The sequence below is a fragment of the Rhizobium sp. BK591 genome, from assembly GCF_014195045.1.
Lineage (GTDB): Bacteria > Pseudomonadota > Alphaproteobacteria > Rhizobiales > Rhizobiaceae > Rhizobium > Rhizobium anhuiense.
In genome coordinates, this window is record NZ_JACIAZ010000004.1 from 372,606 (window position 1) to 398,162 (window position 25,557).

A 25,557-nucleotide genomic window follows, 5' to 3' on the forward strand; every position below is an offset into this window, starting at 1 on the left:
GACCGTCGTAGTTCGAAATGTCCGGACGACGCTCAGGCATAAAGCCGGCGGATGGGGTCCGGTGAGGAGAAAATCATGATCAAGTCCGTATTGCGCGGCTTCGCGCTCGCCACCGCCATGTCGGCTGTCGCCTTTGCTGCCGCCAAGAACCCGATGGTCGGCGGTGCTGCAATGTTCGACAGCAAGAACATCATCGAGAACGCCGTGAATTCCAAGGATCACACGACGCTGGTCGCAGCCGTCAAGGCCGCCGGCCTCGTCGGCACGCTCGAGGGCAAGGGTCCCTTCACCGTCTTCGCGCCGACCAACGAAGCTTTCGCCGCCCTGCCGAAGGGTACCGTCGAAACGCTGCTGAAGCCGGAAAACAAGGCGACGCTCACCAAGGTTCTGACCTGCCACGTCGTTGCCGCCGATGCGATGGCCAAGACCGTTGCCAAGATGATCAAGGATGACGGCGGCGAGCACGACATCAAGACCGTCGGCGGCTGCGTGCTGAAAGCCCGCGAAAGCAAGGGCAAGATCACGCTGACCGATGAAAACGGCGGCGTTTCCCATGTGACCATCGCCGACGTCAAACAGTCGAACGGCGTCATCCACGTCGTCGACAAGGTGCTGCTGCCGAAGATGTAAGTCTCGTATCGACGAAGGCATGGGGCGCTGTTGAGGCGCCCCTAACGCAAATTGACGAGGTGGCTATTGGGCCGCTTCCGCTCTCGGGAAGACGAGGGAGACACTCATGCCGGTGCCAGGGGACGAGCTTACTTCAACCTCGGCGCGGGCATTCTGTTTCAGCGACTGTACGATCATCGCGCTCAGTTTTCCCGGCTGCGGCCAAGTCACATCTTGGGGAAGGCCGACCCCGTTATCAGCAACGGTGATCCTGCACCCGGTATCGCTGACGACACAGCGGAGCGTGATTTCGCCGCCATCACGCCCCACGAAGGCATGCTTCAGCGTATTGGTGAGGAGTTCGTTGATGACGAGGCCGGCCGGCATGGCGACATCGACCGAAACCGGCCAGGTATCGACCTTCATGTCCAGCCGGATCCCTTCCACCGCGTGGGCCGCCATCACCGAGGCGGCAATCTGGCTGACATAGGTGCCAAGATCGACAGTGGCGCCTTTCTCTTCGTCTGACAGCGAGCGATAGAGCAGGGCCAAGGCTTCAATCCGCCCGGCAAGCCGTGCAAACCTCTCGCTTTCCTCATTCTGTTGAGCGTTGCGCGCCTCCATTCGGATGAGCGCCGTGATCATCTGAAGATTGTTCTTCACGCGATGCTGAAGTTCCCGCAGAAGGACATCTTTCTCCGTCAGCAGTTCGCTGAAGCTCTCAGCGGCCGTCGCCTCATTGCGGGCAGCAAAGGCCACCAATCGGAAGAGTGGCGTGTCGTCATCGTCGACGATCGTATTCGACCAGACATCGACAATGACGGTGCTGTCGGGTTCGGCCACCAGCGAGAAGGCGCCAATATAATCCTCCGCAGTTGTCACAGCGGCCGTGAGCGACGCCTCTCCGGAGACAGCGGTGGAGTTCAGCTTAATTTCCGGCCAAGGTTTTCCCTGGACCTCGATTGCCTCAAGCGCCGTCAGCCGTTCGAATTCGAGGTTGACGTAAATCAGCAGCTCGTCGCCACTGAGTTCTGAGACAGCCACTGCGAATGGCACATGATCGAGAAAGTGTCGAAACCGGTCGTCATCAAGGGCTTCGGCAAGATGGGGCAAGTTGCCGACGCCTTCCGGCGAAATCGGCTGGTCTTTGCTATCGGTCATCAAATCTTACTCTTGGACGCGGCTGCTCCCGCACAGCAGGAGAACTAGGGTTGCTTTAAAACCTGCGGGGACGCAAGCGTTGATCGGCGGCACGTCCGCCGATTGCCGGCCACAGGATGATTTAGGCCCGGTCATAGGTAAATGACGTCAGCAGGGTCGTGACGAAATTGCTCGCCCTTTCCTTGACCAGCACTTCCGTCCATTCATCTGTCCCGCGCAGCCGCAAATCCGTGTAGATGCTGTCGACGGCCGCTTCTTCGATACGCTTGATATGGGTCCTGAACGACGCTTCGCCGCCGCCGTGATACATGTCTCTGATCACCATGCGCAGGATCTCCTGAATGGCGATCTGCCAGGCGGTATTGATCGATTGAAGTTCGTTCGCAGTCTCTGCCATTGACGCTTCCTTGGTGCGAGTGAATGCCAGCACGCCTTCGGCATGCTGCAGCGCGCGATCTGCAAGCCCGTCATTTCAGATGCGGTTTAAATCCCGAGCCTTGTCGATCGGGTTGTGATCTCAGCGGGCCCTGGCGCGTTTGGCAATGAGGGCCGAGGTTGCCGATACCCGGTCACTCTGTTCCCTAGCAAGCCGGGCTTCCCGAAGCCGCAACGTCTTCGCCTGTTGCGATTGGGCGTCGGATTCAAGCTCTTCGGCCGCCTGGTTCTTCGCGAAGAATTGGGTCTGGACGTTGCCGAAGGCAATCTCCGCCCGCTGGCGAGATTTGCTGTATGTCTCAGTCATGTTGGCTCCGATATTGGAGGGCTCGACGCGCGAGCGAAAACAAAAAAGGCCAGGCAAATCGCCTGGCCTTGGATTGATAACGTGCTTCCGGCAGTGCCAGTACATCCGTGGTCAAAGGGAAGCAGATACCGATTTAAGCGTTCTGGAGATTGCAGGCGGACATCTTGCCCGACTTGTTGTCGCGCTCGAGATCGAAGCCGATCTTCTGGCCTTCGACGAGTTCGCGCATTCCGGCGCGCTCGACGGCGGAGATGTGAACGAAGGCGTCATCGCCGCCATTGTCAGGCTGAATGAAGCCGAAGCCTTTGGTGGAGTTGAACCATTTAACTGTGCCAGTGGCCATGATGATGAACCCTTTCATAGCAATATTGAAGAACCGCAACGCCAAGGCGATGCGGATGATGATAGCGATTTTTGAAAGGAAGTTCGTTCAGAGCGCGGTGCCAATCGCGCGATAACCAAGCCAGCAAGCAAAATTCGATGCTCGCTATCTAGCTCATCAAGCTTGCGTCGTCAACCGTTAGTTTTCCGATTGCGCTGTCTTCAACTTATGGGTGCCGCGGAGACCTTTACACCAAACAGGGCTCCGCGTCCGGGGCGCGTGCGCCTTCTACTTCCAGCGGGCGATGCCGACGGTTTCGCCAATCGCCTGGCGCAGATCGTCCAACCCATCGCCCTTTTCCGAGGAGGTGGAGAGCACGCCGGGATAGGCGGCCGGGCGCTTGCGGATCTTGTCGGCTGTTTCGGCCAGCAGCTTCGGCACGCCGGCCGCCTTGATCTTGTCGGTCTTGGTCAGCACGATCTGGTAGGAGACGGCAGCCTTGTCGAGCAGGTCGAGCACGTCGTCGTCGTTCTTCTTGATGCCGTGGCGGCTGTCGATCAGCACGTAGACGCGCTTCAGCGTCGCGCGGCCGCGCAGATAATCGAAAACCAGCTTGGTCCACTTGTCGACCTGCTCCTTCGGCGCCTGCGCATAACCATAGCCCGGCATGTCGACGATCGCCATCGGCGGCAGGTCGCCGCCTTCGCCGGAATAGCCGTCGGGAACGAAATAGTTGAGTTCCTGCGTGCGTCCCGGCGTGTTCGAGGTGCGCGCCAGGCCCTTCTGGCCGACCAGTGCGTTGATCAGCGAGGATTTGCCGACATTCGAGCGCCCGGCGAAGGCCACCTCCAGCGGCCCTTCCGGCGGCAGGAAGTTCAGGGATGGCACGCCGCGGATGAAGATCCATGGGTGGCCGAAGAGCGGCTTTTCGGTGTCGGGCATGCGGGCTCTGCAATCTCTGGGTTGGGTGTCTTACCGGGCTTCATGGTTTTGTGGGCAGATGTCAAGCTTTAGAGGCGGCTTGCAGGGTCTTACCCTGCGTCCTTCTCCGACGCCCGGGAAAGAAAAGCCCCGCCGGAGCGGGGCTTGGCAGGCGTCATTTCGATGGCGCTTCTTTTCGTCGGAACAGGCCCTTCAGATTGTCGAAGAGTTCGACCTTGACGCCGTGGCGCCTCATGATCACCGACTGCTGCAGCACCGAGAGCGTGTTGTTCCAGGCCCAGTAGATGACGAGGCCGGCCGGGAAGCTTGCCAGCATGAACATGAACACCAGCGGCATCCAGTTGAAGATCATCGCCTGGGTCGGATCGGGCGGGGTCGGGTTCATGCGCATCTGCACGAACATGGTGATGCCCATGATCAGCGGCCAGACGCCGAGATGCAGCAAGGTCGGGGCCTCGAAGGGCAGCAGGCCGAACAGATTGACGATCGTCGTCGGATCGGGCGCCGAAAGATCCTTGATCCAGCCGAAGAAGGGCGCATGCCGCATCTCGATGGTGATGTAGATCACCTTGTAGAGCGAGAAGAAGATCGGGATCTGCAGCGCCACCGGCCAGCAGCCGGCGATCGGATTGATCTTCTCGTCCTTGTAGAGCTGCATCGTCGCCTGCTGCAGCCCCATGCGGTCGTCGGCGAATTTCGCCTTCAACTCCTCCATCTTCGGCTGCATGCGTTTCATGTTGGCCATCGAAGCATATTGCTTGCTGGCGAGCGGGAAGAACAGGAGCTTGACGACGATGGTGGTGCACAGGATCGCCACGCCGAAATTGCCGAAGTAGCGGAAGAAGAAGTCCATCAGCTTGAACATCGGCTTGGTGATGAAATAGAACCAGCCCCAGTCGATCAGACGGTCGAACTTCGGGATCGAGTAGCTCGCCTCATAGCCGTCGATGACGGGCACTTCCTTGGCGCCCGCAAAGACGAGGTTCTTCAGCTCGATCGATTGGCCCGGCGCGACGGTGAAGGCATCTTCCTTGTAGTCGGCCTGATAGCGCGGCTGACCGTCGGGAAAATGCGAGAAGCTTGCCTCATAGGGACTGGTCTGCGGCGGAACGATCGTCGCGGCCCAGTATTTGTCGGTGATGCCGAGCCAGCCGCCGGTGGATTTGGCCGGCTTCACGGCTTCCTTCTCGGCGGCGGTATATTTGGTTTCCACCAGGCCGTCATCGCCGATGACGCCGATGAAGCCTTCATGCAGGACGTAGACCGACGGCGTCGTCGGCTTGTTGTAGCGCGTGACGCGGCCGTAGGAATTCAGCGAGGCGGGCGCCTGGCCGGCATTCTCGATCTTGTCGGCGACGGTGAACATGTAGCGTTCGTCGACGGAGATGGTGCGGGTGAAGGTCAGGCCCTTGTCGTTCGTATAGGTCAGCGTCACCGGCGTCTTTTCGGTGAGCTTGGCGCCCTCAGGTGCGGTCCAGAGCGTCGAGGGACCGGGAACGCTGCCCGTCGCATCGCTGCCGATATAGCCGAGTTCGGTGAAATAGCCGTCCTTGGTCTCGGCCGGGCTGAACAGCGTGATGATCGGGCTCGAGTCGTCGACGGTCTCGTGATAGCCCTTGAGCTTCAGATCGTCGAGGCGGGCGCCGGCAAGGTTGATCGAACCGGAAAGTGCCGGGGTATCGATGACAATGCGCGGCGACTTCTGCAGCGCTTGCTCGAGCGTCGCCGTCGCGGCCGCCTGGCTGGAAGGGGCCGCACCGCTCGGCTGGGCCGGCGCCTGACCGCTTGCTGCGGGCTGCTGCGCCTGCTCGGTCTGCTGCTGCGCCTTCTGGGCTTCCTGCGCCTTGCGCTGGGTCTCGATGCGCGGATTCATATAGAGAAACTGCCAGCCGAGGACGATCAGCACCGAGAGAGCGATCGCAATGAAGTAATTGCGGTTGTTTTCCATCATACGTTCCTGGGGCGTCCGTCTCCGGAGCGCCGGTGTTTCGGCCTGGTTTCCACGCGGGATTTCAGTTCCGCGGCCAATTCTTTGAAGGACGCCTGAAGCACGTCCCTGCGCGCGACAACCACATAGTCGTGTCCGGGCTGCATTGCAAACCCCGCATGAAGCCGCACCGCCTCTTTCAGGCGGCGGCGCATACGGTTCCGTTCGACCGCGTTGCCATGTTTTTTGGTGACTGTAAAACCGACACGGGCTTGGCTGTCGGGTTCCTTCCGGTCGAGGACTTCGAGAAGGAAGAGGCCGCCCCGGCGTTTTTCGCCCTCGCGCGCGGCAAGAAACTGCGGGCGGCTCTTCAGCCGCCCGACAGTGTGTTTCTTCTCACTGGTCGTCAATTCGCCCGCCATCTCTTACCGGGCAATCCGGCCTTAAGCCGAAAGACGCTTGCGGCCCTGCGCGCGGCGGGCAGCGATGACCTTGCGGCCACCCTTCGTGGACATGCGCGCACGGAAGCCGTGGCGACGCTTGCGAACAAGCTTGGATGGTTGGTAGGTACGCTTCATTTATTTGAATACCGCGGAGTGCGGCCCTTCTTGAATTTGCATAATGCAAGGAGCGTTGTTTTTCGAACGGGCGAGCCAAAAAGGCTGAGTGACCGGACGTGCGGCGGCTTATACGGATGAAGCCTTAGAAAGTCAATTATACCCGATAATTTCACTTTGCGCCGTCGGCCCGAAGTAATTTTCGCACTCTGGTGTTAAGAATTTCCGCTTGCTCCGAGCGGTTGTAATTTGGTGCCGCAAGCGATCGATAAGCCTGGTTTGCAGGGGGTTACGTCCCGCGACCGCGTCCAACAGGGATAATTTTCCCTCGGCATAATCGTAAATATTGGAAATCTAACTTTAATAAATGTCGCCGATATTCAGCGCATGGGCTGGAATTTGCTTTCCAGGCAGTGGCGTAGCTAGGAGGGCATTGCATTGAAGATCCGTGGCAAAATTAATCTGCTGGTGTGCGTGATGGGCGCGGTCGCGCTTCTGATCGGCGCAACGGCATTGTCCGCGATGCACGAATACAGTCGCAACCTGACGGCTTACGAACAGGCCGCCACCCGCGCCTATGCCGGCGAACGTCTCAACCGTTTCGTGACGGCCGTGGTGATGGAATCGCGCGGCATTTATGCCGCCAAGACGATCAAGGATACGCCGAATTTTGCCAAGGGCCTGCTGGCCGGCCTCGACGAGATCGACAAGGTCATCGCGGGCTGGGCGCCGCTCGTTCCCGAGGATGAGAAGGACAGTTTTGCCAAGCTTGTCGCCCGCGCTGCGGAATTCCGCACCTTCCGCGCGGAAACGGCCCGCCTCGGTACCGAGGTCGGCCCCGAGGCCGCCAGCCAACAGGGCAACAATGAGGCCAACCGCGCCAACCGCAAGGCGTTCCAGGCGGAAATCGACGCGGTCGTCGCCATCGACAAGGCCGCGCTGCAGACCGTCAACGCCGAGATCGAAAGCTTCCGCTCCTGGGTGCTGATGCTCGTCCTCAGCATCACCGGCATCGGCATTTCGGCCGGCATCGGCATGGGCTTCTACATCGGCACCAGCCATCTGAGCCGCCCGATCAAGCGCGTCACCCATGCGATCAAGGAGGTTGCCGACGGCAATTTCGAGGCCGAGGTTCCTTTCGCCGGACGCCAGGATGAAATCGGCGAGATGGCCGCAGCGGTCGCCGTCTTCAAGGCGAACGGCCTTGCCATCAAGCGCCTGAACGCTCAGGAGGCGGCGATGCGCGCCAAGAGCGACGACCTGCAGTCGAGCATGTCCGTCGTCGTGGCTGCGGCCGCGGCCGGCGATTTCGGCCACCGCATCGATAAGGACTACGAGGACGAGAACCTCAACCAGTTCGCCGGCAACATCAACACGCTGCTGGCGAGCGTCGATGCCGGCATCGGCGAGACCCGCCGCGTCATCGCAAGCCTTGCCGAAGGCGACCTCACCCAGACGATGCGCGGCAGCTTCCAGGGCGCCTTCGCCGAATTGCAGCAGAACGTCAACAATACCTTCGTCACCCTGCAGGCGACGATGCGCGAAGTGCGCGAGACGACGGAAGCGATGAACGGCAACACCGCCGAACTGCGCAATGCCAGCGACGACCTGTCGAAGCGCACCGAGCAGCAGGCGGCTGCCCTCGAACAGACTTCGGCCGCCCTCGATGAGATCACCGCTGTCGTCCAGAATTCCACCGAGCGGGCGCATGAAGCAACCATCATGGTGTCCGAAGCCAAGGAGAATGCCGGCCGCTCCGGCGTCGTCGTGCGCAATGCCGTCGAGGCCATGGGCCGCATCGAGCAGGCGTCGCGCGAAATCAGCCAGATCATCAACGTCATCGACGAGATTGCCTTCCAGACCAACCTGCTGGCGCTGAATGCCGGCGTCGAGGCCGCCCGCGCCGGCGAGGCCGGAAAGGGCTTCGCGGTGGTCGCCCAGGAAGTGCGCGAACTGGCCCAGCGTTCGGCAACCGCGGCCAAGGACATCAAGGCGCTGATCACCAAGTCGGGCGACGAGGTGCAGGTCGGCGTCAAGCTGGTGCAGGCGACCGGCGAGGCGCTCGCCGAAATTGGCACCCGCGTCATCGCCATCAACGACCATATCCATTCGATCGCGACAGCCGCGACCGAACAGTCGACCGGCCTCAAGGAAGTCAATACCGCCGTCAATCAGATGGACCAGGTAACCCAGCAGAATGCCGCGATGGTCGAAGAGACCTCCGCCGCCACGCACAGGCTGTCGGCCGAAGCCAATGGGCTGGTGAGCCTCATTGCCCGCTTCAAACTGTCGGACGGTGCGCCGGCGCCTGTGGCGCTCGTCCGCAACGAGCCGCACCGGCCCGTCGCCTCGCCTGCCCGCCGGGCGATCGCCAAGGTCGCCCGCGCTTTCGGCGGCAATGCGGCGCCCGCCGAACAGAGCTGGGAAGAGTTCTAAGCTTTACTGATCACGCGCCTTTCAACGCCGCCTCCGGGCGGCGTTGGTTTTTTCTGCCCGGTCCGCGCCGGGCGAAGACCTCGCCCCAAGCCTAACCTGTCGCACCGGCGCTTCCAACTTCGTCGTTTCACCCGCGGAAAGGCTGATATTTGCCGCGTGGGCGCCGCAAATTGGTCCCTCCCTCTTGTGGGGAAAGGTTGGGGAAGGGCCTTCCTTCTCCAAGCTGGACGCTTCTTTGTGACGACGTGACGCTGCTCGCAAAGATTTGAAAGCGGAGCATCTTGGTCTAATATAAAGCTCCAGCGGTAAGGGCGGCGCAAATGCTGCCGATCGGGCGAGACGCGAATGCCGATGAAAGACCAGGGTGACAATCCTTCGGCGGAGACCCCGGCGGCCGGCGAGGCTGCGAGGGCGCCGTGCCCGTCTGCCCGCATGTTCGGCGGGCTCTCCGGCAAGCTGCTCTGGCTCACCGTCTTCTTCATCATGCTCGCCGAAATCCTGATCTTCTTCCCCTCGGTTGCCAGCATGCGCATACGCTGGCTGGAAGACAGGCTGAACACGGCCGCCGCCGCCGCCATCGTCATCGACGGGCTGCAGCCGGTCGAGCTGCCGCGAGCGCTGCAGAAGGAAACGCTGGAGGCAACCGGCACCAAGGCGATCGTGCTGCGCAAGGACGGCACCTCGCGGCTGCTGGCGACCACCGATATGCCGACCTCCGTCGATGAAGCCTATGATCTCACCGACGTGCCGCCAATGACGGCGATACGCGATGCGCTCGACACGCTGATCTTCGGCGGCAGCAGGATGATCCGCGTCTATGGCCCCGTCGGCGACACCAATACCGGCGTCGAGGTGGTGATGAGGGACAGGCAGTTGCGCACGGCGATGTTCGCCTATTCCCGCAACGTCCTCCTTCTGTCGGTGCTGATCTCCGTCTTCACCGCGACGCTGATCTTCTTTGCGATCAACCGCATCCTGATCGGCCCGATCCGCCGGCTGACCGGCAGCATGCAGCAATTCTCCTCCGATCCGGAAAACCCGGCCCATATCTATATCGGCGACGGCGGCCGCGACGAACTGGCGGTCGCCGGCCGCAACCTCACCTCGATGCAGATGGAGCTGCAGAAGACGCTGAAGCAGCAGAAGAACCTCGCCGCTCTCGGCCTTGCCGTCTCCAAGATCAATCACGACATGCGCAATATCCTGGCGTCGGCGCAGCTGATGTCGGACCGTCTCGTCGATGTCGACGATCCGATGGTCAAGAGCTTCGCCCCGAAGCTGCTGCGCACCATCGACCGCGCCGTCGGCTATACCACCGAGGTGCTGTCCTACGGCAAGGCGAGCGAATCGGCGCCGCGCCGCCGCCATATCCTGCTTTTGGAACTGACCCAGGAGGTCAAGGACATACTGGCGATCGACCCGCAGAGCGGCATCGAATTCGTCGAGCAGATCGGCGCCGAGCTCAAGGTCGATGCCGATGGTGAACAGCTCTTCCGCGTCATCCACAATCTCTGCCGCAACGCGCTGCAGGCGCTGACCGCGCCGGGCGAGGGCGCCCCGGGTACCTTGAGGCGCATCACCGTCGCCGCCCAGCGCGTCGGCAGCGTCGTCAGCATCACGGTCGACGATACCGGCCCGGGCATGCCGCTGAAGGCCCGCCAAAACCTCTTTGCCGCCTTCCGCGGTTCCGCCCGCTCCGGCGGCACCGGCCTCGGCCTCACCATCGCCCGCGAGCTGGTGCTGGCCCATGGCGGCACGATCGCGCTGGTGGAAAAGCCGACGGTCGGCACCCAATTCCGCATCGAGATCCCCGATCGCCCGGTTTCGCTGGAGGATTACCGCAGCCGGACGCATTTGGAAAAGTGACCTCGCTGGGCAAGGCGCTGCTGCGAACAGGCAAAGACGCGATTTTTTCAGAAATGCTCTTGCATTGTCCCGAAGGACGTTTTAGAGGATCGCCACGCAAGCGGCACCGCCGCATTTTGCACGCACCCGTAGCTCAGCTGGATAGAGCACCAGACTACGAATCTGGGGGTCAGGAGTTCGAATCTCTTCGGGTGCGCCATTCTTCCCAATTACCATGCCATCGGTCTTCAGGCCCCGGTTACGGACTGGCCATTTGGGTCTGATCGCACTTCAGTTCGTTATTTCCCATGCACATCCTCTAGGTGCGCGCAAGCTCGCAGCTATGCCCATGAGGCGCGTCGCGTCCTACTGGATCGGTGCCGTATGCCAAGCCGCCAGATGGCCTCAGTCGAGTTTGGCCGGCGACGAGAACGGCAGATTGGCGTCCACCACAAAGATGGCGAACTCATCGAGATCGCTTGTTCCGGCATTAAACACTTCCATCGGTGTATCCGCGCCATGACCAACCATGGTCGTTCCGGCTTCGGCATATGCCATGCCGTGCGGCGTCCTCTGGCCCAGCTTGCCGGCCAGCACATAAAAGGCCTCCGGCCCCGGATGTGAATGGATCGAAGTCTTGGCGCCCGGCACGCCTCCGGCGCGGTTGATGCGCAGCAAATATTCGCTTGCGCTGACCGGTGGGATGGGACCAATCGCGGCGACACTGGTTCCGCCTGGCGTAGAGCCATCCTTTGGTCCAAGCGTGAACAACCACACCTTGCCTGCGACCTCGGCCGCGAGTGACGTCGGGCCTGCGGCGCTTTGGGCCTGGGCCAGCGTTGGGAAATTCTCCAGCCGCCAGAACAATGGTCCGGGCGGCAGTTCCTTCACCTTCTTCTCGACCACTGGTTCGACGAGCAATTTGGCATTTTCGGCCGTCGCGGCGGACGTCGTAAGACCGAAAGCAACCTGCGAAATGAGCAGTATTCCGATCAGGCTCTCTGTGAGGGTTCGCAGGTTCATGGTGGTTCTCCTACCGATTCAACCTTGCATATGGTTTGGGGACGATGGGTCGCGACGCGCGCTTGGTGCGACGTTGGACGCGCACAATGCCAATGTCCCGAACGACTGGTGATCGTTCGGTGAAAAATTGCCGAAAAACAAAGGCGCTGCGGCGGCATTCACGGAGTTGCAGCTGTCTGATATGATAATGGATGTCCCCGCGGCAGGAGGCGGAGGATGGATTCCCGGGCTGCCAGGACGTTCGCGGTTAACGGCGTTATCGTTGATATTGCCGGAGGGATTGTGTGTGACGGGGAAGGGCGCGAGATCGCTCTCAGGCCGCAGGCCTTCCACCTCCTGAAGTATCTCCTCGAAAACGCCGATCGGCTGGTCACCAAAGATGAGCTGATGCAGGCGGTGTGGCCAGGCGTGTTCGTCACCGATGACAGCCTGGTCCAATGCGTGCGCGATGTACGCCGCGCTCTTCACGATGAGCAACAGGCAGTTCTCAAGGCCGTACCGAAACGCGGATACCGGCTGATGATCACCGCCGCGAACCCGCCTTTGGCGCCGGCAAGGTGGAAATGGACTGCGGGTCTGGGCCTGGTGGTCTTTCTGGCGGCAGGTGCAGTCTGGCTCTTTACAAGTTACGCAATCGAGAAGCGTCCCGACGCGGGGCTGCCATCCATCGCGGTGCTGCCCTTCGACAATTATCGCGGTGACGAGGCGACCGAACGCCTCGCCGATGGCCTCGTCGAGGACATAATCACCGATCTGGCGGGGTTCCCTGAATTCGAGGTGATCGCCCGCAACTCGACTGAACAATACCGGGACAAACCAGCCGAGCCGAATGAGGTGGGCAGGACGCTTGGCGCGAGCTTTATTGTCGAAGGCTCAATTCAACGCCAAGCCGATCGGGTGCGGGTTACAGCACAACTCATCGACGCCAAAACGAACAAGCACCTTTGGTCGCAGCGCTGGGACCGGCCGGACCGGGACCTCTTTGCGATTCAAACGGAGATTGCCGGGCAGGTCTCCAACCGGCTCGGCGGCGGAGGCGGCGTGATCCAGGAGGCAGGCCGGATCGCGGCCCATCGCAAGCCGCCAAGCGACCTTACCGCCTATGAGCTGTACCTGCTCGGCACGGAGAAGCTTGCGAAGATGAATCGCGCTGATGTCGAGGAGGCAATCAAGCTCCTCAAAAGCGCCGCGGAACTGGACCCGGGGCTGGCGCGCGCCTGGGTTGAACTTTATCACGCGTATAGCGTCATGCCGAGTTTTGGCGCCGATTTCGAGGTCAACTTCCGACTGGCCGCCGAGGCCGCCGAGCGCGCGGTCACGCTCGATCCGATGGACGCCGAGGCGCACGCCGTGCTGGGCTTTAGTTTCGGCGACAGGAACGATCTTGCACGCGCCAAAGCGGAATTCGACACGGCGCTGCGCATGGCGCCGAACCAGTTCGAAATTCTGACCTTCTACGCCTTCTTGGCATCCACCTTCGGCGAGCCGCAGCGCGGTGCGGAGATGGTCGATCAGGCAATCCGCCTTAATCCGATCTACCCGGTGTGGAGTACGAGAATCTTTGCTGCTGCCTATTTCATGGCAGGACGCTACGAAGATGCGCTTCGCATGCAGGGTCAAATGGGTCCGGAAAACTACGGTCGACGGATGTGGGTATATCGTCCAGCCGCGCTAGCCGCCACCGGCCGCACGGCGGAAGCGAAAACGGCTCTCACACAAGCACTGAAATGGTTTCCCGATCTCACCATAGAGGGATTTGTGAGCCTTCCTGATACAAATGAAAACGACAGGCGGCGATTGATCGAAACCATGCGACTTGCCGGCTTTCCGCCCTGCGCAAAGCCCGAGGCATTGGCCGGTTTTGTCAAGCCTTTCAGGTTGCCTGAATGCGTCGAGCGTTGAATCTCGCAAGCAGTCTGCGGCGCGGATAGCGGTAACTTCGAGATTGAAACCTAGCTGGCCGGCTCGTTGCAACCGCACAAACCCTGAAATGCGCTACGAATGGTCTCTTCAACGGATGGTCGCTCGGCAGCGGCTTAGAGCGTCAGTGTTTCTGGAAGGAGCCGATTGCACCCAACGCGGCCAACCCAACGGCTCACCTCTAAAATCGGCTATTTTCCCGACATGATTGCGCCGGATTCTAAGCGCTACGATTAAGCATTGCGGTCAACAGGGAGTGGGGGCTTCCAATGCAACGCAGGCTTTCGGCGATCCTCTCGGCTGACATCGTCGGCTACACCCGTTTGATGGAAATCGATGACATCAGCACGCTGAACCGCCTCAAGTCGTTGCGCCATGACCTGGTCGACCCCTGTATTGCGACTCACAACGGACGGATCGTCAAGCTGATGGGTGATGGGATGCTGGTGGAGTTCGCCAGCGTTGCCGATGCCGTAAGGTGCGCCACCGAGATTCAAAGCACGATAGCCAGAGCCGAACCCCAGGAGGCCCAAGACCGCGGTCTCGTATATCGCATCGGGGTCAATCTTGGCTACATCATCGTCGATGGTGACGACATCCATGGTGACGGGGTCAACGTCGCGGCGCGCCTGCAATCCCTCGCCGATCCCGGCGGGGTCGCGATCGCTGGCATCGTGCGCGAGCATATCGGCAGCGAGTTGGGGGTCGACTTCGAGGATTTCGGCCAACATTCCGTGAAGAACCACGAGAGGCCCATACAAGTCCACATGGCGCGCTTCGGACACAGATGGCAGGATTCACCGCCGAAGCGGCCTCCTGCGGCGGTGATCGCCGAAAGCGAAGGCGTGTCTATTGCGGTGCTACCGTTCACCAACATGAGCGGCGATCCGGAACAGGAATACTTCAGTGATGGCATCACCGAGGACATCATTACGGATCTTGCGAAAGTGTCCGCGCTCAGCGTCATCGCCCGCAATTCAAGCTTTATCTACAAAGGTCGCGCCGTGGACATGAAGCAGGTGGGATGCGAACTCGGCGTGCGGTATGTGCTGGAAGGCAGCGTGCGCAAGGCCGGAAACAAAGTGCGCATTGCGGCTCAGCTTATCAACGGAACGGATGGCCGGCACGTGTGGGCGGAGCGATACGATCGCGACCTTGAAGATATATTCGCGCTGCAGGACGAAATCTCCAAGCACATTGTCGACGCGCTTAAGGTCCGGCTCCTCGCAAAGGAGCTGGAGACTATCACCAAGCGGGGAACCGACAATCCGGAGGCCTATCAAATTTATCTGATGGGGCGGTCGTTCTTTAACCGTGGACACGAATCGAGAAGCATAAAGGCAGCCCGGGGTCTGTTCGCGAAGGCCGTCGACCTAGATCCGCGCTATGCACGGGCTTATGCCGGACTGTCCGACTGCGACTCCTACCTTCTGCTCGCCAATGATCCGGCTGCCACATATGACAACATCCTAGACAACGCCAACCGGGCTCTGGAGCTCGATCCAGGTCTCTCCGACGCCCATGCATCGCGAGGCATCGCAATGTTTACCAAGGGCCTGCGGGCTGAGGCCGAGGCAGAGTTCGAGCTCGCCCTCGAACGAGATCCGACCTCTTTCGAGGCGAACTTCTTCTACGGGCGCAATTGTCACGCGCAGGGCCAGTTCGAAAAGGCGCGCGGCCTCTACGAGCGCACTATCGCCTTGAAGCCAGATGATTATCGGGCCTGGGACCAGCTGCGAGCGGTCCATATATCCCTTGGGCACCATCAAGAAGCAGTTCAGTCGGCGCGAGAGTGCCTTCGGCTGATAGAAGGAGAGATTGCCGCACATCCAGACGAGCCGATCCTTATGTGCTATGGCGGCTGTTTGCTGGCGGATCTGGGCGAGATGGAGCGTGGAGCGTCGTGGGCGTCCCGTGCCGCCGCAATCGCTGGGGACGACCTCAGAGTGCTCTATAATCTCGCTTGTTGCTATGCGAAGCTCGGCAAACCTGCTGAGGCCATTGCCTGCCTTGAACGGCAGGCGTCCGGATCGCCTACCTATGTCGCGTCGGTCGTGGCGTGGATGAAGAAGGACAGCGATCTAGATCCTCTCCGGAACCATCCGCGCTACCTGGCTCTCGCCGACCGGATGGAAGCTCAGCTAGCAGAGCCTCCTGGCCTCATTCCTTGATCGGGATTCCGGCTTCGATCGCAGCGTCGATAAACGCCTGTCGCGCCTCCTGATCGATTGGCTTTCGCTGGCCGCTGCCACCGTGAAGGTCAGGCTGCGGATTCATTCCAACGTTTTCATCGACCATCTCTGCTTCGTGAAAGGCATCGAGGGCTGGCGGATCGTCGCCAAGGTCTGGCATCTGGAAACGGTGAGGGTATCGTTGCCCGCTTCACAAGATCAGGCCTTGCCGGGAAGCTGATGGCGCCCCGGCGACGCCTAGAATTCCTGAACGAATTCACACGCCAGCAAGGTTTTGCCTGGCAGGGCATTGCCTTGGCGGGCAACGATGGAGACCTTTCCGGGTCCGGCCATTCCCGGTTCCGGCTGCAGATCTGCCGGCAGTTCGCGCGAATAGCCCTTGGTAGATGCACCCAGCAGGTCCGAGGTCTCCCGCTTCAAGCCGTATTTTGCGGCCAGATCGTCGGCGCGTTCGCCTTCGACCAAAATTCCAACCGCGTTGCTTGCAAAGAAAACCTCGTTCGATTTGAAGCCGTCGCGGCCGATTTGGTTCGGGAGTTTGTAGATCGCCGCACCCAGAGACGACGTGTCTGGTTTGGCCAAAGCCTCCACGACGTCATAGATCTTCATTGCCGATGTCATCGTATAGGGTGGCTTGCAAAGGGCTGCGTCAAAGAACTTGTCATTGGCCGACTCGGCCAGAACCTGTCCGGCCTGAAATGCCGCAAAAGCGACGCACACAGAGAAGGCGGCGGAGCGAATGAATTGAGCGTTGGGCATGGAATATTCCTGAGAGCGCTATGGCGGTTAGCATTCGTTGTAATGCATCGGGATGCTTAGGGGATTCGAAGCAATTGTGCTACCTTAAGTTTAGCCCCTCGACATTTTCTGAAGGGCTGCCAAATGTTGAGCGAAAGGGCGCTGTCGATGGCGAACGGACAATTCGGCTTGCCCGGCTCGGAGTCCGGACAGTTTGGTAGGGCGAAAATGTAAATGACGTCACGAATGCAGGAGCACGTCGTCGAATTTCAGAGCCTCGCCGGCAGTGTGTCATCGATTTCATCAGGCAATCCAAACTCTCTTCTCAAGGCCACGGCCGGCCTGCTGGATGACGCCGATCTGCAGAGCATTGCGCGCGCCGACTACGGCAATGACAGCGAAGAACATCTCGCCCGGCTCGTCGATATCGCCCGGCTGTGCGAATTGCCGTCGCCATTGCAATGGCATCCCCGCGAGGTTCTGGAACTGACCCGGTGGTCTGAACCCGGGCAGCAGGGTCCCGGCATGGTGGCGAACCTATCCAGGCAATGCGCGTTTGCGTGCACGGTTCTGCTCGTCTCCTATGGCGACCCGCGCAACGCGGGTGCTTCTTATGGCGGCAACCAGACACTCATAAACTTGATCGGCAGCCTGGAAGCCCTCGGCTTGGATGTCGAGGATGACGTTCTGTCGCTGTTATTCTGGCTGATTCCGCGCCTGCCGGAACATGAAGCGGGAGAGATCCCCTTCTTCGGCTGGCCATGCTGTGGTTCGCGCTTGGCCGTCCGCACCAATGGAACGACGCAGCGCTTCTCGGTCTCTGCGAGTGGATCATGGTCGCCGAAGAGGCCGCCAGGCGCCGCAGATCCCCCGGCATGGATGCAAGCGGAGCGTGGCTGGTTTCGGGAACCGGCTATGACACCCATTGCGACCGGTGGCGGAAATTGGGGCGGAGGCTGGCGGATCGGCTCGACATGCGTCACGGCCCTGAGGTCAGAGAGGCTGTCCAATTGATCGGAGCAATGCTGGCATGACTGCGTCTAATGAGGAACTGGCCCAGCAATTGTACAAACAGAAGCGTTATAAGGAAGCCTTGCCTCTGCTGGAGGAGGCGGCAAATGCCGGATCTGCCTGGGCTCATGGAGTGTTGGGTTGGATGTATTGGTATGGCCATGCTGTTCGAAAGGATAAAGATCAATCGCTTCACCACTACCAGCTGGCCTATGACGGTGGAAACGAGTCCGCTGCTCATCCTCTTGGGCTCAACCATTTCGACGCTGGACGCGCCGAACTCGCGCTGGAATGGTTCCGGAGAGACCGGCATCACCCGATATCGTCGCTCTATTGGCAATACAGGACGATCGAGGCGCATCCCCATTTGGCGCGGCATGCCGACGAAGCCGATGACATTCTGTTGGCTGCAGCCAATAGCGGCCACCTGTTCGCGAAACGTGATGTGGCTTTTCGAATGATGAAAGGGCACAAGCGTTTTGGCACACGACGCCAGGGTGTGTTTCTATGGTTGGGTCTCTATCCCGATCTGTTCCGTCTGGCCCGTGCCGATTCCTATGATGAACGGCTCCGCTAAAGCATGTCGCACAAAACTGCGGAGAGAGAGATTGTAGTGACGTCTTTCGAAGACAGGAGAACCCATGATCGCAGCCTATATCGATGAAATCATCATGTTTTGCGCCGGCTTGTGGATGGCGTCCGTCGGCTTTGGTTATCTGCCCTTTCCCGGCAATCCGGCCAGCCGGCTGCCGGTGGTTCGTCACTTCAAGTGGATGGGTCCTTTGCTACTCGCGATCGCCATCATTCTAGCCGCAGCCTCATAGTCTCACCCGCAATGAACAATATGTTGGCCTGCCCGTCCTGCGGATTGGATGAAACCGAATCGATCGTCCATGGCGGTTCGTACATTCTTCGATGCGCCGCCTGCGGCGAAGCAATCGTCGCGACATCGTTCATGGCGATGCTCGACTCGGATCACCGGTGTTCAGCCTTTGTCGATCCGGGTCCGGGAAAACACCCTGCGCCAGATATGCTCGTCGCCGATGGACCGCTCCGGCAGATCGCAACGGCAATCAGCGCTGCGGCGAGGGATGGAACTTTGATACGTCTGATCCCCGAAGCAAAGGATTGAAGCCCCGCGTCGTTCCCCCGTTCATTTTGCCATCGGCGATTGACCCGGCGGCTGAAGTGAGGGGCAGCTGACCAGGGCGCGGCCGATGATGCCGCCGGGAAGGCAGACTGCACAGGTGGCGCCTTCATGGGCGTAGCCGGACGACAATCTTGGCGCCGGGAGCCTTCAGCTGTTCCGCCAGCGCTTCCAAATCTTTCCGATCCGTTCCCGACAGAACAATGCGGCCATCCATGATCGGCTCCCTCATCCAGGGTTCCATGACGACATTGTCGTTGATCAGCATCTGCGTTTGTCGCCCCAATGCCGCCTGGGTGAAATCGCGGAATGCGGCAGCGCTTTCCGGGGTGAGCATGATATTCAGTCCGTGGTCGTAGGACACGGGGGACAGAGCTACCTCCGCACTCTTCACCGCAAGCGAGACAGGTGCGATTGCCTTGGCCCCGTCATCATCTGCGGCAGCGGCCGTATCTTGTGATGCCGTTGGCGGCGCAGGAGGTGTCGAAAGCTCATCCAGGATGCCCGGCCCGGTCTTGGCCGATGGCAGCGGCTCGATGCCCAAATCAGGCGTCTGCAAGTCTTTTGCCGTCAGCACGGCAGGCAGCGGCAGCTTGGCCGGCATGTCCTCGCGTTGGATATGGGTGTATGTGCGAAACGTTGCGTCTCCCGTGGTAACGGTCACGATCTCCGACGCTTCGAGCGTCGAGCCATCGTTCAGGGACACCACGAGTTCGACGCTTCGGTTCTTGCTGGCGCGTTTGACGGAAGCCAGCTGATCGGCCGTCAGGCTCTTTGCCCGCTCGGCAAAGCTGCTCATCAAATTTGCGATCACCGGCTGCTGCGACTGGCTGAACGCTGCGGCATCGGCTTCCTCCGACAGCGAAAGGGTTGCCGTGCCTGCGGTTGCGTCGGTCGATTTCAGGGTCCAGGTCGAGGTCACCGGGACATTGACGCCGCCATAGTCCTCGTCTCGGGATGCCACCGAGGCCTGTCCCATTTCCATCGTCTCCGCCTGGTAGGATTGCCCTGTGGCAAGCAGTTGCGCTTCCGGCGCCAGGGCGGCAACGATCTGCAGAGGGTTCGCCTCCAGCTTGGCGATAATGTCATAGACCCCGCTTTCCCGCGCCGCGGAGGCGCCGGCTGAGGGAGCGCCGCCAGCAGCCATCTCCCGCATATGCGCCACGATCTGATCGGCATCGGAGAGAGTGCGCGGGTTGCCGTTCAGGTCGGTTTCGAATTCGAGCGTGGCGGTGCCATAGGCTGTCAGAGAATTCCGATAGAGCAGGTTCATCTGATAGCTATCGGCAAGGCCAGCGGTGCCTGCCGGCAAATCGGCGCTGAGGGACCAGCGGACCCGCATGCCGTCTTCATCCCGCGACAGCACCGTCATACGCTGGCGAAACGCGCCGCGCATCGTCATGGCCGAGGCGCCTGGCTTGTCGAACCAGAACGACATATCGGTCTCAGTCGCTTTTTGAACGCGGTAGCTGCGCTCGACGCCCGTCGCCGGCGCGTAGCCCGGGATCTCGATGCCGCCGGCGGACCAGGCCGGATGGGAGAGTGTGAGGCACAGGCAAAACCAGGCAAATCTCTTCCAATGCAGTGATGTCATGCGGGCAGGGCCTCTGAACATTAAAGGTTGTGGGGCGCCGTTCGGCCGCCGACCGCGAGCATATTTGCTGATGAAGAGGACGGGTAGTGCCGAGGCTGCGATAATCGTCCTGCGCGAAACTGCTTGAGGTTTTCAAGATCGAGATCGGGAGAAGGTCAAGTACTTCTCATCGGCCGTTCCAGTCTCTGCCCCAAGACAGCGAAGCGAAAGGCCCCCAAGACAGCGAATCGAAAAACTATTGCTCGTCCGGATGGTCTTTCATATAGGCTTCCCTTTCTTCGTTCCCGAACAAGGATGAGTAATAGCCGCTGCAAACCAGGTATGAGCACTCATCCGGGTTGCCCGTTTGCCATCCCGGCTGGCAGAGGACGACGCGACGGAATTTGGCGTTGCAAAGCCCGTGGTTTGCCAGGAGCCGTGGATCGTTTCCGAAATACGCGCTTATGGCGTCCTGGTGAGTCCATGCGGGAACGATTTTCCAATCAGCGGCGCCGCCCTCAGCGCTCACATTGCCGGTCGCACAGAACGACCAATTCGAGATCACGACCGGCTGATCGCAGGGAAAGGCCTGGACGGCGCTTGCCAGCAAGATCGAAAACAAGACCAGCAATCGCTTGCCGCAAACCACCACGCTCTTTTTTCCCATGCCGATCATTCGCATCGCGCTCCTACCCTTCGAGATTCAGCGCCCTGATCCTAGCAGACGCAACCGAACGATGTAAGACCGAAACTAAGAATATTTTCCTAGTTCATGGATCGTTCTTGCGCTAGGTTGCCGTGATTGCAACCATGGAATGCCGGATGTCGAGCAAATTTTTCCTTATCGGCGAGTTGGTCGCCGGGACGAGCCTGGGCCGTCGCCCGCTTTATGAACAGAATTCCCGGTCTCGCAGGGTGAGTAGATTGCCGAAGGATCGACCGGCAACGCGGGCGAGGGGCTGATGGTCAAATTCAACCCTCGCGACAAAAGCCGAACCAGTCAGGGAAAGACGCGGGCGATGGTGCGCAAGCATACTGCTCCGCCAAGCGGCACGGATAACGGGTGCCTTCGCTGGCAATGGTTCACCATTCAGTTGCTGGAATCTGCGGCCTTCACGACACTGAGTGCGAATGCCTGCCGCGCCTTCTTCCGCATCGTCATCGAGCACACGTCGCACGCCGCCTTGGAAAACGGCAAGCTTGTCGTGACGCATCCGCAGTTCGTTTCCTACGGCGTGACCGGCGAATATGTGGCCGATGCGCTCGACGAGCTCGAATATAAGGGGCTGATAAAAGTTCGCCGCGGCCGGGCGGGCAGCGGGGTCGCGCATCCCAACCGGTTCACGCTCACCTTTGTCGGTGATCATGAAGGCGCGCCGCCCACAGACGAGTGGAAGCGGTGCACGGCCGAAAGATGCCGGAAATGGTCCGAGACCGACCGCAAGATTGCCGCTGACAAACGCGGTCGCGTCGGCAGGAAGAAAAAAACGCCACTTCGGGATCCCGAAATTCCCCCGCTTCGGGATTCCGAAATTCCCCCGCTTCGGGATTCCGAAATTCGCCGCGCTTCGTGAGCTGTCGGCATCAGGAAATATGGAATGATTTCAATAGCGCAGCCAATTTCGGGATTCCGCAGTGCTATATAGATTTTGGTGGGGAGTTACTGTCGAAGGCACTTGGCGACGATCAGGAACTCCGTCTCCCGTCCCCCGATCCTTCCGGCCGAAACTGCGCGCAGCAGAAGGCCGAAAGCCTCATAGAGCCAATAAAGCGGGGGAATTCTGTCCTTGAGCGCATGCACCTGGGTCGACACATATTCGCCGACGAAGACGATATCCATGCCGAGTTCCTTCAATGTCTGGGCAATCTCCGAATGGGATGCCTCGGCGGCGTGCTCGACGCGAAACGGCGCATAGCCCGGCTTCCCCGCGTTTTTCTGCCGCAGCACGTAGCGATAGAACAGGACATGGCTCCACCAGGGTGTGAGGTCGGTGAAGATCCCCTTGGCGGAACTGAGGATCGGACCTTTGACGAACACCAGACCGCCGGGAGACAAGGTATCATGGGCTCTCAACAAGGCGGAGCGCGGGTTTTCCAAATGCTCGAGAACGTCCCAGAACACGCAGGCGTCGAAGCGGCGATCTCCATAGTCGATGGTTTGAGCATCGCCGAGGATCCTTTCCGCGGCGTCCTTGTTCTTCTCGAGCTGCTCCTTGGAGATGTCCAGGACCGTATATCGCGCGCCTTTTAGTGGGATATGCGTGCGAGAGCCGCCCCCAACCTCAAGGATATCCGTGTTGATCTTGCTGGAAAACGCTGATTGTGCATGTGACAGTGCGTCGTTTACCCACGGCGAAGCCATAATCTTCCTCCCCCGGAGAGATTAGTGTCTACTATTGTAAGTAAGCATCAATGTAATAATTTAGCAATATTTTAAACATATTCGGGGCGCCCGCCATTCTTGGCCCGCATGCCCGAAATAGACAAGCGGCGGCTTTTGTCTGAAAGGGTGATTTGCCTAGTTTCGCGCAACCTTCCTGATGTATCCGCAGCTCTGATGATCTCAGAGGCGCTTCGGCCGGAGGAATGCATGATGGTGGGAATTTTTCGGGCTCTGGCTGCCCTGGCGATGATGACGGCGCTTGCCGGCTGTGTCGACCATGCCAATGATCCCGTGCTCCTGGCAGTCGGCGTGCCGGTCAACCCGCCTTCTGTTGCGCACGGCATTTGCATGACCGACGGCAACGCCATGTATGACGAGGCGCGGAAGCAGTATCAGCTGCGCGCCCAGCTGACCGGTTATGCCGGGGCCGATGAACTTGAGGCGGAAACCACGGCGCGCGCCGCCGCCCATCGTCAATATGTCGCCTGCCTCTCCGGCCAGGGCTACCGGACATTATACGCGAATTGAGAACAGAGAATTCACGGTGCAGCCCGGCTGCTCTTTGAGCTCCTCTTCTGATCGCGACTTTTCACGTTTTTCGGCGATTTAGTCACGCCGGATCGCCTGCAATCACGAGTTTTGGAATTGCATGTGAGCCACGGAACTCCGCCGGTGGGGAAGGCATTCTCCCGAGATAAATCCAGTAAGGAGGGTTTATCATGAAAATGCTCAGACTTGCCCCTTCCACCGCCGCGCTCGCCACCCTTCTCGCCATCGCCTCGATTGCATCAGTGCAGGCGGCTCCCGTCCAGACGGCTTTCCCGCCCGGTATTTCGGAGGTAAAAACGGTGCAATATAAACCACATGCCGGATCCTGGCATGGTTATCAGGGCTTCCGCACCGAACGCCCCGGCACCCGCCGCCATTCCGATGGCTATTGGTATCCGCTGGCCGCCTTCGGCGTCGAAGCCGGCACCACGGGCTCCATTATCCGCGAGCCGGTGAACAGGCCGGCAGCACCGGAAATGTGCAACCCTACGTTTTCTGGATCGATCGGCCCCGGCAGCATGCCGTGTGATAACGGCTATTGAGCCGGCACAGGAAAGAGGCGGCGACGAGCCGCCTTTTTCTTGCTCGGCGTGCCGCTCACATATCCGTGACCTCTGTTTCGGCGTCGCCGCTCGCGGGGCGAGGGGACGTGCCCCGCGAAAGGTTAGTGGGAACGGAGAGGTCGCGGCATGGTCCCTTCGCCCCGTTTGCGGGGGTCCGAAGGACGGGTCGAGACCCGTGGCTCGACCCCGGTCGGCGCCGGCAGGCGGATGAGGGGCGGGACCCCAGCCCACGACATGGCCTTCCGCAACGGTCACGCCCATACCTTGCATCAAATGCAAAAATGCAATAAGTACAGAATCAAACAATATTGGATGCTGGCGCTGCAATAAGCCGCATCGAAGAGCGATTGACCTGTCTGCCTTGGAATTGCCATGCTCGCCGCGATGGTCGCTTTTCATAATCAATCGAATTTCAGACAGGTGGGATAGTCATGACCGCAAAGGCCGCATGCTCCGATTTCCTGCATTTTTTCCGCTCATGGATCAGCAACCCGCTTCGCGTCGCGGCCATCGCGCCGTCGGGCGATTCGCTGGCCAGGATCATGACCAGTGAAATTGCCGCACTTGACGGGCCGATCATCGAGCTCGGCCCGGGCACCGGCGTCTTCACCCGCGCGCTTTTGGCGCGCGGCGTCAGTGAGGCGGATCTGACGCTGATTGAATACGGTCCGGAGTTCATAAACTCTCTGCAGGCGCGTTTCCCCACGGCGCGTGTGTTGCAGATGGACGCGGCCCAGCTCGCTCATGCCGATATTTTCGACGGCGAACCGGTTGGCGCTGTCGTCAGCGGCCTGCCGCTGCTCTCCATGTCGCCGCGCAAGATCGCCTCGATCATGGCGGGCGCCTTCGCCTATATGCGGCCGGGCGGGGCGGTCTATCAATTTACCTACGGTCCGCGCTGCCCGGTGCCGCGGCCGATCCTCGACCGTCTCGGCCTGAAGGCGGTGCGCATCGGCGGCACGGTCCGCAACCTGCCGCCGGCCTCCGTTTACAGGATTTCGCGCCGTAAGCCGCTGGAACTATCGCGCGAGCGCTTCAACTATCGCAACAGCGAGACCGAAATCGACGATGTCGCCGCTTTTTCCAACGAAACCGGCGGCTGAATTGTGATGCCGGGCAGGAATGGCTGAGAGCAAGCGGACGGAGACGGGGGAGGGCCGGCGGGTACGCAAGCGGCGGCAGACGCGCGAGCGCATCGAAAACGCGGCGATGGCCCTCTTTCTCCAGCGCGGCTTCGACGCCACGACGATCGAAGACATCACCGAGGCGGCTGATGTCTCCAAGCGCAGTTTCTTCGACTATTTCCCCTCCAAGGAAGAGGTGGTTTTCGCCTGGCAGGATAGCTTTGCCGATCGGCTGATGGCGGAAATCGCCGCAAGGCCTGTAGAGGAATCCTCCGTCGAGGCGGTCGAGGCCGCGATCACCACAACCGTCATCGCTTCCGTCGACGAGCGTGGCCTGGCGCTCGGCGAACTCATCCGTTGCACGCCGGCGCTGAAAGCCCGCGACCAGCTGAAATACGCCAAGCTCGAACAGAAGCTCGCCGAGGCGCTGCTGCTGCGCAGGGGAAATGACTCGGAGCAGCGGTCGCGGATGCGCGTCCTGGCGGCAATCGTCATCGGCGCGCTGCGCGTCGGCGGCGAACTCTGGCAGCAGCGCCCGGCAGGCGCCTCGCCGCAGGATTTCGCGCATGAGATCTTCGCCGAGCTTTGGAAAATGCTGGCGGAGTTCGGCGACCAGGCGAAGACCAGGCTTTGACGTAGGGCGCCTCGCAGTCGCCTGTACGCGCTGCGCGTCCGTCCGACGGCAATGTTTTCATCGCCGTCACTGTTATCCCTGCAGTGCCATCCTATATGTGCAAGCGTCGCAGCGACCACATTCTCATTCATCATCTCGATGGGCGGGTCATCACCATGC

Annotated in this window: 29 protein-coding genes and 1 tRNA gene; 16 read left to right on the forward strand and 14 right to left on the reverse strand. The window is 60.4% G+C overall.

Features of this window, described 5'->3' with window-relative positions; translation table 11 throughout:
• The first annotated feature begins 75 nt into the window (after positions 1–75).
• Positions 76–630 carry a fasciclin domain-containing protein gene (locus FHX10_RS19985; RefSeq protein ID WP_028755461.1) on the forward strand — a complete coding sequence of 185 codons (555 nt, stop codon included), beginning with the start codon at positions 76–78 and terminating at the stop codon, positions 628–630.
• A gap of 63 nt (positions 631–693) precedes the next feature.
• Here FHX10_RS19985 and FHX10_RS19990 read toward each other — a convergent pair whose 3' ends face one another.
• The 8 genes from FHX10_RS19990 to rpmH form a co-directional block, all read right to left on the reverse strand.
• Positions 694–1,770: a sensor histidine kinase gene (locus tag FHX10_RS19990; RefSeq protein ID WP_049810845.1), complete on the reverse strand. Its 1,077-nt coding sequence runs from the start codon at positions 1,768–1,770 to the stop codon at positions 694–696.
• Between the two features lie 121 nt (positions 1,771–1,891).
• The gene (locus FHX10_RS19995) at positions 1,892–2,167 is read right to left on the reverse strand and encodes a hypothetical protein (protein WP_024323874.1); all 276 of its coding nucleotides are present in this window, start codon (positions 2,165–2,167) and stop codon (positions 1,892–1,894) included.
• 120 nt (positions 2,168–2,287) lie between these two features.
• The gene (locus FHX10_RS20000; RefSeq protein WP_003556111.1) at positions 2,288–2,512 is read right to left on the reverse strand and encodes a hypothetical protein; all 225 of its coding nucleotides are present in this window, start codon (positions 2,510–2,512) and stop codon (positions 2,288–2,290) included.
• Positions 2,513–2,645: 133 nt separating this feature from the next.
• Entirely contained in the window at positions 2,646–2,855 is a 210-nt protein-coding gene (locus tag FHX10_RS20005) for a cold-shock protein (RefSeq protein WP_003545000.1), read from the reverse strand.
• Positions 2,856–3,122: 267 nt separating this feature from the next.
• On the reverse strand, positions 3,123–3,776 hold the full coding sequence (gene yihA / locus FHX10_RS20010; protein WP_028755459.1) for a ribosome biogenesis GTP-binding protein YihA/YsxC: 654 nt from the start codon (positions 3,774–3,776) through the stop codon (positions 3,123–3,125).
• 154 nt (positions 3,777–3,930) lie between these two features.
• Positions 3,931–5,724, reverse strand: coding sequence for a membrane protein insertase YidC (yidC, locus tag FHX10_RS20015; protein WP_028755458.1), 1,794 nt, complete (start codon positions 5,722–5,724; stop codon positions 3,931–3,933).
• Positions 5,724–6,125: a ribonuclease P protein component gene (rnpA, locus tag FHX10_RS20020; RefSeq protein WP_028755457.1), complete on the reverse strand. Its 402-nt coding sequence runs from the start codon at positions 6,123–6,125 to the stop codon at positions 5,724–5,726. Before rnpA ends, yidC begins: the two co-directional genes overlap by 1 nt.
• A gap of 21 nt (positions 6,126–6,146) precedes the next feature.
• Complete coding sequence (rpmH, locus tag FHX10_RS20025; protein ID WP_008524438.1) at positions 6,147–6,281, reverse strand: 50S ribosomal protein L34; 135 nt, start codon at positions 6,279–6,281, stop codon at positions 6,147–6,149.
• A 417-nt stretch (positions 6,282–6,698) separates the two neighbouring features.
• On the opposite strand from rpmH, the gene FHX10_RS20030 reads away from it, so the two are divergent.
• The 3 genes from FHX10_RS20030 (at position 6,699) to FHX10_RS20040 (ending at position 10,761) form a co-directional block, all read left to right on the forward strand.
• On the forward strand, positions 6,699–8,696 hold the full coding sequence (locus tag FHX10_RS20030) for a methyl-accepting chemotaxis protein (protein WP_028755456.1): 1,998 nt from the start codon (positions 6,699–6,701) through the stop codon (positions 8,694–8,696).
• A 345-nt stretch (positions 8,697–9,041) separates the two neighbouring features.
• Positions 9,042–10,562, forward strand: coding sequence for an ATP-binding protein (locus FHX10_RS20035; protein WP_028755455.1), 1,521 nt, complete (start codon positions 9,042–9,044; stop codon positions 10,560–10,562).
• Between the two features lie 122 nt (positions 10,563–10,684).
• A tRNA-Arg gene (locus tag FHX10_RS20040) sits at positions 10,685–10,761 on the forward strand.
• Between the two features lie 185 nt (positions 10,762–10,946).
• Here FHX10_RS20040 and FHX10_RS20045 read toward each other — a convergent pair.
• Positions 10,947–11,564 (reverse strand): hypothetical protein, encoded by a 618-nt coding sequence (locus tag FHX10_RS20045; RefSeq protein WP_028755454.1) that lies wholly within the window; start codon positions 11,562–11,564, stop codon positions 10,947–10,949.
• Between the two features lie 216 nt (positions 11,565–11,780).
• Here FHX10_RS20045 and FHX10_RS20050 point away from each other — a divergent pair, with 216 nt between their 5' ends.
• Both FHX10_RS20050 and FHX10_RS20055 read left to right on the forward strand, forming a co-directional pair.
• Entirely contained in the window at positions 11,781–13,466 is a 1,686-nt protein-coding gene (locus tag FHX10_RS20050; RefSeq protein WP_049810844.1) for a winged helix-turn-helix domain-containing protein, read from the forward strand.
• A 287-nt stretch (positions 13,467–13,753) separates the two neighbouring features.
• Complete coding sequence (locus tag FHX10_RS20055) at positions 13,754–15,655, forward strand: adenylate/guanylate cyclase domain-containing protein (RefSeq protein WP_028755453.1); 1,902 nt, start codon at positions 13,754–13,756, stop codon at positions 15,653–15,655.
• Here the strand turns inward: FHX10_RS20055 and FHX10_RS35205 are convergent.
• Positions 15,645–15,782 (reverse strand): DUF982 domain-containing protein, encoded by a 138-nt coding sequence (locus FHX10_RS35205; RefSeq protein ID WP_245294564.1) that lies wholly within the window; start codon positions 15,780–15,782, stop codon positions 15,645–15,647. The genes FHX10_RS20055 and FHX10_RS35205 overlap by 11 nt on opposite strands.
• Between FHX10_RS35205 and FHX10_RS20065 the strand changes: the two genes are divergently transcribed.
• The gene (locus FHX10_RS20065; protein WP_245433233.1) at positions 15,738–15,896 is read left to right on the forward strand and encodes a nuclear transport factor 2 family protein; all 159 of its coding nucleotides are present in this window, start codon (positions 15,738–15,740) and stop codon (positions 15,894–15,896) included. The two genes, FHX10_RS35205 and FHX10_RS20065, sit on opposite strands and share 45 nt — an antisense overlap.
• Positions 15,897–15,913: 17 nt before the next feature.
• Here the strand turns inward: FHX10_RS20065 and FHX10_RS20070 are convergent, their stop codons facing one another.
• Complete coding sequence (locus FHX10_RS20070; RefSeq protein WP_028755451.1) at positions 15,914–16,435, reverse strand: hypothetical protein; 522 nt, start codon at positions 16,433–16,435, stop codon at positions 15,914–15,916.
• Positions 16,436–16,648: 213 nt separating this feature from the next.
• Between FHX10_RS20070 and FHX10_RS20075 the strand changes: the two genes are divergently transcribed.
• The 4 genes from FHX10_RS20075 to FHX10_RS20090 all read left to right on the forward strand — a co-directional run bounded on the left by FHX10_RS20075 (position 16,649) and on the right by FHX10_RS20090 (position 18,557).
• Positions 16,649–17,428 carry a hypothetical protein gene (locus FHX10_RS20075; protein ID WP_246712920.1) on the forward strand — a complete coding sequence of 260 codons (780 nt, stop codon included), beginning with the start codon at positions 16,649–16,651 and terminating at the stop codon, positions 17,426–17,428.
• 16 nt (positions 17,429–17,444) lie between these two features.
• Positions 17,445–18,002: a sel1 repeat family protein gene (locus FHX10_RS20080; RefSeq protein WP_028755449.1), complete on the forward strand. Its 558-nt coding sequence runs from the start codon at positions 17,445–17,447 to the stop codon at positions 18,000–18,002.
• Between the two features lie 64 nt (positions 18,003–18,066).
• Complete coding sequence (locus FHX10_RS20085) at positions 18,067–18,249, forward strand: hypothetical protein (protein ID WP_028755448.1); 183 nt, start codon at positions 18,067–18,069, stop codon at positions 18,247–18,249.
• 11 nt (positions 18,250–18,260) lie between these two features.
• The gene (locus tag FHX10_RS20090; protein ID WP_028755447.1) at positions 18,261–18,557 is read left to right on the forward strand and encodes a hypothetical protein; all 297 of its coding nucleotides are present in this window, start codon (positions 18,261–18,263) and stop codon (positions 18,555–18,557) included.
• Between the two features lie 124 nt (positions 18,558–18,681).
• On the opposite strand, the gene FHX10_RS20095 is transcribed toward FHX10_RS20090, so the two are convergent.
• Positions 18,682–20,166, reverse strand: coding sequence for a hypothetical protein (locus FHX10_RS20095; protein ID WP_028755446.1), 1,485 nt, complete (start codon positions 20,164–20,166; stop codon positions 18,682–18,684).
• A gap of 235 nt (positions 20,167–20,401) precedes the next feature.
• Positions 20,402–20,827: a hypothetical protein gene (locus tag FHX10_RS20100; RefSeq protein WP_028755445.1), complete on the reverse strand. Its 426-nt coding sequence runs from the start codon at positions 20,825–20,827 to the stop codon at positions 20,402–20,404.
• Between the two features lie 280 nt (positions 20,828–21,107).
• Here FHX10_RS20100 and FHX10_RS20105 point away from each other — a divergent pair, with 280 nt between their 5' ends.
• Positions 21,108–21,719 (forward strand): hypothetical protein, encoded by a 612-nt coding sequence (locus FHX10_RS20105; RefSeq protein ID WP_028755444.1) that lies wholly within the window; start codon positions 21,108–21,110, stop codon positions 21,717–21,719.
• 86 nt (positions 21,720–21,805) lie between these two features.
• Here the strand turns inward: FHX10_RS20105 and FHX10_RS20110 are convergent, their stop codons facing one another.
• Complete coding sequence (locus FHX10_RS20110; protein WP_028755443.1) at positions 21,806–22,507, reverse strand: class I SAM-dependent methyltransferase; 702 nt, start codon at positions 22,505–22,507, stop codon at positions 21,806–21,808.
• Positions 22,508–22,735: 228 nt separating this feature from the next.
• Between FHX10_RS20110 and FHX10_RS20115 the strand changes: the two genes are divergently transcribed.
• The 4 genes from FHX10_RS20115 to FHX10_RS20130 all read left to right on the forward strand — a co-directional run bounded on the left by FHX10_RS20115 (position 22,736) and on the right by FHX10_RS20130 (position 25,398).
• Positions 22,736–23,056, forward strand: coding sequence for a hypothetical protein (locus FHX10_RS20115; protein WP_028755442.1), 321 nt, complete (start codon positions 22,736–22,738; stop codon positions 23,054–23,056).
• 191 nt (positions 23,057–23,247) lie between these two features.
• Positions 23,248–23,619: a hypothetical protein gene (locus tag FHX10_RS20120; protein WP_028755441.1), complete on the forward strand. Its 372-nt coding sequence runs from the start codon at positions 23,248–23,250 to the stop codon at positions 23,617–23,619.
• Positions 23,620–24,071: 452 nt separating this feature from the next.
• A complete protein-coding gene (locus tag FHX10_RS20125; RefSeq protein ID WP_028755440.1) occupies positions 24,072–24,743 on the forward strand; it encodes a class I SAM-dependent methyltransferase in 672 nt (223 codons plus the stop codon).
• Between the two features lie 19 nt (positions 24,744–24,762).
• On the forward strand, positions 24,763–25,398 hold the full coding sequence (locus FHX10_RS20130; RefSeq protein WP_028755439.1) for a TetR family transcriptional regulator: 636 nt from the start codon (positions 24,763–24,765) through the stop codon (positions 25,396–25,398).
• The last annotated feature ends 159 nt before the right edge of the window (positions 25,399–25,557 follow it).

Bases quoted from the DNA above. Each gene is read 5' to 3' on its own strand.
- FHX10_RS20125 (WP_028755440.1), top strand. From the start codon at position 24,072: ATGACCGCAAAGGCCGCATGCTCCGATTTCCTGCATTTTTTCCGCTCA.
- FHX10_RS20000 (WP_003556111.1), bottom strand. From the start codon at position 2,512: ATGACTGAGACATACAGCAAATCTCGCCAGCGGGCGGAGATTGCCTTC.
- FHX10_RS20005 (WP_003545000.1), bottom strand. From the start codon at position 2,855: ATGGCCACTGGCACAGTTAAATGGTTCAACTCCACCAAAGGCTTCGGC.
- FHX10_RS20095 (WP_028755446.1), bottom strand. From the start codon at position 20,166: ATGACATCACTGCATTGGAAGAGATTTGCCTGGTTTTGCCTGTGCCTC.
- FHX10_RS20115 (WP_028755442.1), top strand. From the start codon at position 22,736: ATGATGGTGGGAATTTTTCGGGCTCTGGCTGCCCTGGCGATGATGACG.
- FHX10_RS20120 (WP_028755441.1), top strand. From the start codon at position 23,248: ATGAAAATGCTCAGACTTGCCCCTTCCACCGCCGCGCTCGCCACCCTT.
- FHX10_RS20080 (WP_028755449.1), top strand. From the start codon at position 17,445: ATGACTGCGTCTAATGAGGAACTGGCCCAGCAATTGTACAAACAGAAG.
- FHX10_RS20050 (WP_049810844.1), top strand. From the start codon at position 11,781: ATGGATTCCCGGGCTGCCAGGACGTTCGCGGTTAACGGCGTTATCGTT.
- FHX10_RS35205 (WP_245294564.1), bottom strand. From the start codon at position 15,782: ATGGTCGATGAAAACGTTGGAATGAATCCGCAGCCTGACCTTCACGGT.
- FHX10_RS20105 (WP_028755444.1), top strand. From the start codon at position 21,108: ATGGTCAAATTCAACCCTCGCGACAAAAGCCGAACCAGTCAGGGAAAG.
- rpmH (WP_008524438.1), bottom strand. From the start codon at position 6,281: ATGAAGCGTACCTACCAACCATCCAAGCTTGTTCGCAAGCGTCGCCAC.
- yihA (WP_028755459.1), bottom strand. From the start codon at position 3,776: ATGCCCGACACCGAAAAGCCGCTCTTCGGCCACCCATGGATCTTCATC.
- FHX10_RS20110 (WP_028755443.1), bottom strand. From the start codon at position 22,507: ATGGCTTCGCCGTGGGTAAACGACGCACTGTCACATGCACAATCAGCG.
- FHX10_RS20085 (WP_028755448.1), top strand. From the start codon at position 18,067: ATGATCGCAGCCTATATCGATGAAATCATCATGTTTTGCGCCGGCTTG.
- FHX10_RS20045 (WP_028755454.1), bottom strand. From the start codon at position 11,564: ATGAACCTGCGAACCCTCACAGAGAGCCTGATCGGAATACTGCTCATT.
- FHX10_RS20090 (WP_028755447.1), top strand. From the start codon at position 18,261: ATGAACAATATGTTGGCCTGCCCGTCCTGCGGATTGGATGAAACCGAA.
- FHX10_RS20100 (WP_028755445.1), bottom strand. From the start codon at position 20,827: ATGCGAATGATCGGCATGGGAAAAAAGAGCGTGGTGGTTTGCGGCAAG.
- FHX10_RS20035 (WP_028755455.1), top strand. From the start codon at position 9,042: ATGCCGATGAAAGACCAGGGTGACAATCCTTCGGCGGAGACCCCGGCG.
- FHX10_RS19985 (WP_028755461.1), top strand. From the start codon at position 76: ATGATCAAGTCCGTATTGCGCGGCTTCGCGCTCGCCACCGCCATGTCG.
- rnpA (WP_028755457.1), bottom strand. From the start codon at position 6,125: ATGGCGGGCGAATTGACGACCAGTGAGAAGAAACACACTGTCGGGCGG.
- FHX10_RS20055 (WP_028755453.1), top strand. From the start codon at position 13,754: ATGCAACGCAGGCTTTCGGCGATCCTCTCGGCTGACATCGTCGGCTAC.
- FHX10_RS19990 (WP_049810845.1), bottom strand. From the start codon at position 1,770: ATGACCGATAGCAAAGACCAGCCGATTTCGCCGGAAGGCGTCGGCAAC.
- FHX10_RS20130 (WP_028755439.1), top strand. From the start codon at position 24,763: ATGGCTGAGAGCAAGCGGACGGAGACGGGGGAGGGCCGGCGGGTACGC.
- FHX10_RS20070 (WP_028755451.1), bottom strand. From the start codon at position 16,435: ATGCCCAACGCTCAATTCATTCGCTCCGCCGCCTTCTCTGTGTGCGTC.
- FHX10_RS20075 (WP_246712920.1), top strand. From the start codon at position 16,649: ATGACGTCACGAATGCAGGAGCACGTCGTCGAATTTCAGAGCCTCGCC.
- yidC (WP_028755458.1), bottom strand. From the start codon at position 5,724: ATGGAAAACAACCGCAATTACTTCATTGCGATCGCTCTCTCGGTGCTG.
- FHX10_RS19995 (WP_024323874.1), bottom strand. From the start codon at position 2,167: ATGGCAGAGACTGCGAACGAACTTCAATCGATCAATACCGCCTGGCAG.